Below are 5,273 nucleotides of genomic sequence, written 5' to 3'. Positions count from 1 at the left end.
TCCCCTGTAGTTCAGTTGGTAGAACGGCGGACTGTTAATCCGTATGTCACTGGTTCGAGTCCAGTCTGGGGAGCCACTACACCCTCCTACAAAATTCCCTTTATCAATTTCGCTTTAAGCATTAATCAGTTACACTTATTCGATATTCTTTATTAGTCATATCAAGTTAGTGGAACGGATTCTTTATGAGTGTCTCAAAATCTTTTCATCTAGTTTTACTTACTGTGTTTGCGCTAATCGCAACCGCGGGACTTTTTGTCGAGAAAAAACAGTTACACCAATTTGGTGAGCAACAGCTCGCGCAGTATCAACAATCCAGTCAACTAAAAACCATGGATGCTGCCAACGGTAAGGCATTTTATCGCCAACTGGCAGCTGAGTATGACCTGCAATTTTTTCAATACATCCACACAGACGATAACGAGTTAAGTTACACCCATGGCAGTTTAGATAAACAAGGTAATGTCATTACATCATGGTTGAATATTGATTTAGACGATACCCGTACCTACCCTGGCGGACGCTTGCAAGTGCGTTTAGATACCAGTCAACTTATCGATGCCGCACTAAATGACTTTATTTCATGGTTACTGGCCTTAATCGCTGCGTACGTAATATTAGCCATCATTTTTAGCTTAATGATGCGCAAGCAAGCGGTCAGTATTGGTTATGCCGCCAGCTACATTCAAAACCTCAGTGAACATAAATACACCGCACTTGAGCAATCAAAACTGGGCGGTCAGTTTAAACCACTCGCCCAAGCGCTCGACAATAGCCGTGCACAGTTTGCGCAAACGACTGCGAATTACGAGAAAGAACTTGTTGCCCTCAATAAGGAAGCCTATCAGGATCCGATCACAGGCCTAGGTACTCGGCAAAAATTTACCGAGCATTTAGACACCATCACTAATGGTAAAAACAGCCGAATTGGCATTCTAGCAATAATAAAGGCCACTGAGCTTGGCAGCATCAACCAATCACAAGGCCGTGCAGCCGGTGATAACTACTTGGCTAAAATCGCAGAAATCATTTCCGACTGTGCGGTAAAATATGAACATGCCCAGTGTTATCGGATCTCAACCGGCGATTTCGGGGTGATAATCTCCGATATTACCCTCAAAGATAGTCAACAGTTTTTGGCAGCAATAAAAACCCATTTTAATGAGTACCAACAAACCATTAACGCTGACTCCATTGGTCATACCGGCTTGGTACCCTATCAACAAGGCACCGAAGCCGTACCATTATTAACCTTGGCTGATGCCGCGGTCAGTATCGCTCAAACCCTGGGGCCAAATAGTTTTCATATACAAGAAAAACTCAATGGAGATGAGCTATACGGCGATACCCGCTGGCAAGAAGCCATAGAAGATTTGATACAACGCCGTGCACTTAAGTTTTACGTGCAACCTATCTCGCCTTGTCGCAGCGAAGTGCAGGTATACAAAGAATTATTGGCGCGCTTTTATAACAGCGAAGGGAAATTTTTACCCACTGCCACCGTTATCGCTATGGCAGAAAGACACGGTAAAAGTATTGAGCTCGATAAACTTGTCATTCTCAGCACCATTAAAATGTTACTTGAGGACCCAAGTATTGAAGGTGCTTTTGGCATTAACATTAGCAGTGCATCGGCCATGCAGCCCTCTTTCGTCGCCTGGCTAAAAGATATATTGGGCCGTCAACGCCACATCGCAGCACGATTAGTCTTTGAAGTTAATGAAGCAGGATTACAAACTAACTTTAAAGCAGCACATTCGCTAGTCCATGAGATCCACAGTGTAGGGTCAAGAGTCAGTGTCGAACACTTTGGTATGGGACTGACTTCATTTAAGTTTTTTAAACAAGTACGCCCGGACTTTGTTAAGCTCGATCGCAGCTACGCAGAGTCGATTGATGTAGACACTAACAACCGATTTTTCGTCAAAATGATGATTGATATCGCCAGACGTTTGGCTATTCGGGTTATCGCTTGTGGCGTTGAAAGACAAGAAGAGAAACTGGCACTAGAGCGATTACTCGTCGATGGCCTGCAAGGCTACTATATTGCTCAGCCGCAGGCATTTAGAAACAAAGGTGGCGAAACCGCGTCCAATTAGCGCGCTTATTGGTTAATCCCTGCATTCTATGTGTTGTTTATACGCTTAGAAAAGTCGATAATATGCGCATAAATTAAATAAGATAATTAGTAGAGATGAGTGAATATCTCCTATTGCTGGTTAGCACTGTGCTAGTCAACAATTTCGTATTAGTTAAATTTCTTGGATTGTGCCCTTTTATGGGTGTTTCCAGCAAGCTTGAATCCGCCATTGGCATGTCAATGGCGACGACTTTTGTGTTAACGCTTGCATCTATTATTAGTTACCTCGTCAACCAATACTTGCTGCTGCCCTTTGATATGGGCTACCTACGCACCATGGCCTTCATTTTGGTTATCGCTGTAGTAGTGCAATTTACCGAAATGGTGGTTCAAAAAACCAGTGCATCGCTCCATCGGGCACTGGGCATATACCTGCCGTTGATTACCACCAACTGCGCGGTCTTAGGTGTCGCTTTGTTAAACATTAACGAAGATCATAATTTTATCGAGTCCGCGTTCTACGGATTTGGCGCTGCTGCAGGCTTCTCTTTGGTACTTATCTTGTTTTCGGCGATGCGTGAGCGGCTAGCAGCTGCTGATGTGCCATTACCTTTTAAGGGCGGTGCCATTGCAATGATCACCGCAGGTTTAATGTCATTAGCCTTCATGGGTTTCACAGGGCTGGTAAAATAAACATGCTAGAATTTGTTATTGCAATCATCCTGTTAACCCTTTTAGCGCTTGTTTTCGGTGCCCTCTTGGGCCTAGCAGCAGAGAAATTTAAAGTCGAAGGTGACCCGCTCGCCGACCAAGCTGAAGCCCTTCTACCGCAAACTCAATGTGGCCAATGTGGTTACCCGGGTTGTCGCCCTTATGCGGAAGCTATCGCTAACGGCGAAAAAATCAACAAGTGCCCCCCTGGCGGCACGGCAACCATGGAAAAACTCGCTGAACTCACTGGCCAAGATCCCGAGCCGTTAACAGTTAGCGAAGAAGTCCAAGAGAAAAAAGTAGCTTACATTCGTGAAGATGAGTGTATTGGCTGCACCAAATGTATCCAAGCTTGCCCTGTCGATGCCATTCTAGGCACGGGTAAACAGATGCATACCGTTATTACTGATTATTGCACTGGCTGCGATCTTTGTGTCGAACCTTGCCCTGTAGATTGCATCGATATGTTGCCTGTTAAACAGACCACTAAGAATTGGGATTGGAAACTCAATGCGATTCCTGTCACTGTGCTACAAGAGGATATGAAGTGTTAACCTTATTAGAGCAGATTGATAAAGGGACACTGTGGCGCGCCATAGGCGGAATACACCCACCAGAAAATAAATCACTCAGTAATGGTGGATGCATTAGCAAGCTCGCTAGCGCACAAGAATACGTGTTGCCATTAGCGCAAGTAGGCGACAATGCTAAACTAGGTATCGCACAGGGCGAGTATGTTAAAAAGGGGCAGACGCTCACCGTATCTGCAGGCTTTGGCTATTTACCTGTACACGCTCCCACCTCTGGACATATCACCGCCATTGAAAAGCGCGTGAGCAATCACGCCTCTGGTTTACCCGCTCTGAGTGCCATTTTACAGCCTGATGGCCAAGACATTGCTATTGAAACACCAAAGGCTCGTGACCATAGCGCAGCGATTGGTTTAGACAATACAGAGCTGTTGCAACTGATAGAGCAAGCGGGTATCGCCGGCCTCGGTGGCGCTGCTTTTCCTACCCATATTAAGCTCAATCCAGTATCAGAAATAGAATTGCTGATCATCAATGGGATTGAGTGTGAGCCTTATATCACCGCCGATGACCGCCTAATGCGGGAATTTAGCGACGATATTTTGCTAGGCATAGAGCTTATCAATAAATTGGTGGCGCCTAATCGGGTCATTATTGCCATAGAAGATAACAAGCCTGAAGCCATTGAAGCGATGGAACATGCGCTAAATCGCAGCGCAATCAGCAGTGATAAAATCCGCATCACTGTCGTACCAACCCTGTACCCATCGGGCGGTGAAAAACAGCTAATCCAAATTCTAACAGGTCAGGAAGTCCCTTCAGGAGCTATTCCAGCGCAGCTTGGTATCGTCGTGCAAAACGTGGCGACTGCCTTCGCAATAAAACAAGCCGTGTACGATCACCAACCTTTAATCGAACGCGTGGTCACGGTTACGGGAAAAGGGGTTTACCAGCCCGGCAATTATTGGGTGCCGATAGGCACCCCAATCAAGCATATTCTAAAATCTTGTGATTTCGACGCCGACAAAGTTGAGCAGGTGATTATTGGTGGTCCAATGATGGGCTATACCCTCCCCAATGCCGATGCGCCCATCTTAAAGGGTAGCAACTGCGTATTGGTACCCGAACCTCAAGAGCTTGGTACGCAGCGCCCAGAAATGCCTTGTGTGCGCTGCGGTGAATGTGCCCAAGCGTGTCCAGCACAGCTATTGCCACAACAATTATTCTGGCATTCAAAAGCCAAAGAATATGACAAAGCGGCGAGTTATAACCTGCAAGATTGTATCGAGTGCGGTTGTTGTAGTTATGTCTGCCCCAGCGATATTCCCTTAGTTGAATATTATCGTGTCGCCAAGTCGGCCATTCGCACCGAAGTTGAAGAGAAGAAACAGGCTGAATTGGCCAAACAACGTTTCGACTCTCGTACTTTACGTCTTGAGGAAGAAAAAGCCGCCCGTGAAGCCAAGGCGAAACAAGCAGCAGAGCGCCGTAAAGCCAACATGAGTAGTGGCGATAAAGACGCAGTAGCTGAAGCCATGGCGCGGATAAAGGCTAAAAAAGCTCAATCAAGCGCACCAGACAATGATAAAAAAGCTGATGTATCTGCGGCAATAGCACGGGCCAAAGCGAAAAAAGCAGCCCAAGGGTCTAAAGATGATAAAGCCAGCCAGGTTGCTGCCGCCGTCGCACGAGCCAAGGCAAAAAAAGCAGCCGCAGCTGAAACCGCACCGTCTGAGGTAACACCCGCTGAAGATAAAAAAGCCCAAGTAGCGGCCGCCATTGCTAGAGCTAAAGCGAAAAAGGCTGCACAACAAACCACATCGCTAAGCAGTGAGCAAACACTAGACACTGAAGCTGATAATAGGCAGGCAAAGATCGCCGCAGCAGTCGCCAAGGCTAAAGCCAAGAAATCAGCTCAGGCATCTGAAACACCAAGCGATGCAACTGCTGAG

4 protein-coding genes and 1 tRNA gene are annotated in these 5,273 nt (G+C 46.4%); all 5 read left to right on the top strand.

Annotated features, from left to right (window positions below):
- Positions 1–76 (top strand) — tRNA-Asn (locus tag L865_RS0121415).
- 109 nt (positions 77–185) lie between these two features.
- On the top strand, positions 186–2,099 hold the full coding sequence (locus L865_RS0121410) for an EAL domain-containing protein (protein ID WP_028775094.1): 1,914 nt from the start codon (positions 186–188) through the stop codon (positions 2,097–2,099).
- 95 nt (positions 2,100–2,194) lie between these two features.
- On the top strand, positions 2,195–2,773 hold the full coding sequence (gene rsxA, locus L865_RS0121405; protein WP_028775093.1) for an electron transport complex subunit RsxA: 579 nt from the start codon (positions 2,195–2,197) through the stop codon (positions 2,771–2,773).
- A gap of 2 nt (positions 2,774–2,775) precedes the next feature.
- Complete coding sequence (gene rsxB, locus L865_RS0121400; protein ID WP_028775092.1) at positions 2,776–3,345, top strand: electron transport complex subunit RsxB; 570 nt, start codon at positions 2,776–2,778, stop codon at positions 3,343–3,345.
- Positions 3,339–5,273, top strand: a 1,935-nt coding sequence (gene rsxC / locus L865_RS24340) for an electron transport complex subunit RsxC (protein WP_037471757.1), incomplete at its 3' end; no start/stop codon positions are given. The genes rsxB and rsxC, both read left to right, overlap by 7 nt.

The sequence above is a fragment of the Shewanella waksmanii ATCC BAA-643 genome (assembly GCF_000518805.1).
Classification (GTDB): Bacteria; Pseudomonadota; Gammaproteobacteria; order Enterobacterales; family Shewanellaceae; genus Shewanella; species Shewanella waksmanii.
Note: the sequence above shows the minus strand (reverse complement) of the source record. Positions and strands in the feature narration are given on the sequence as shown.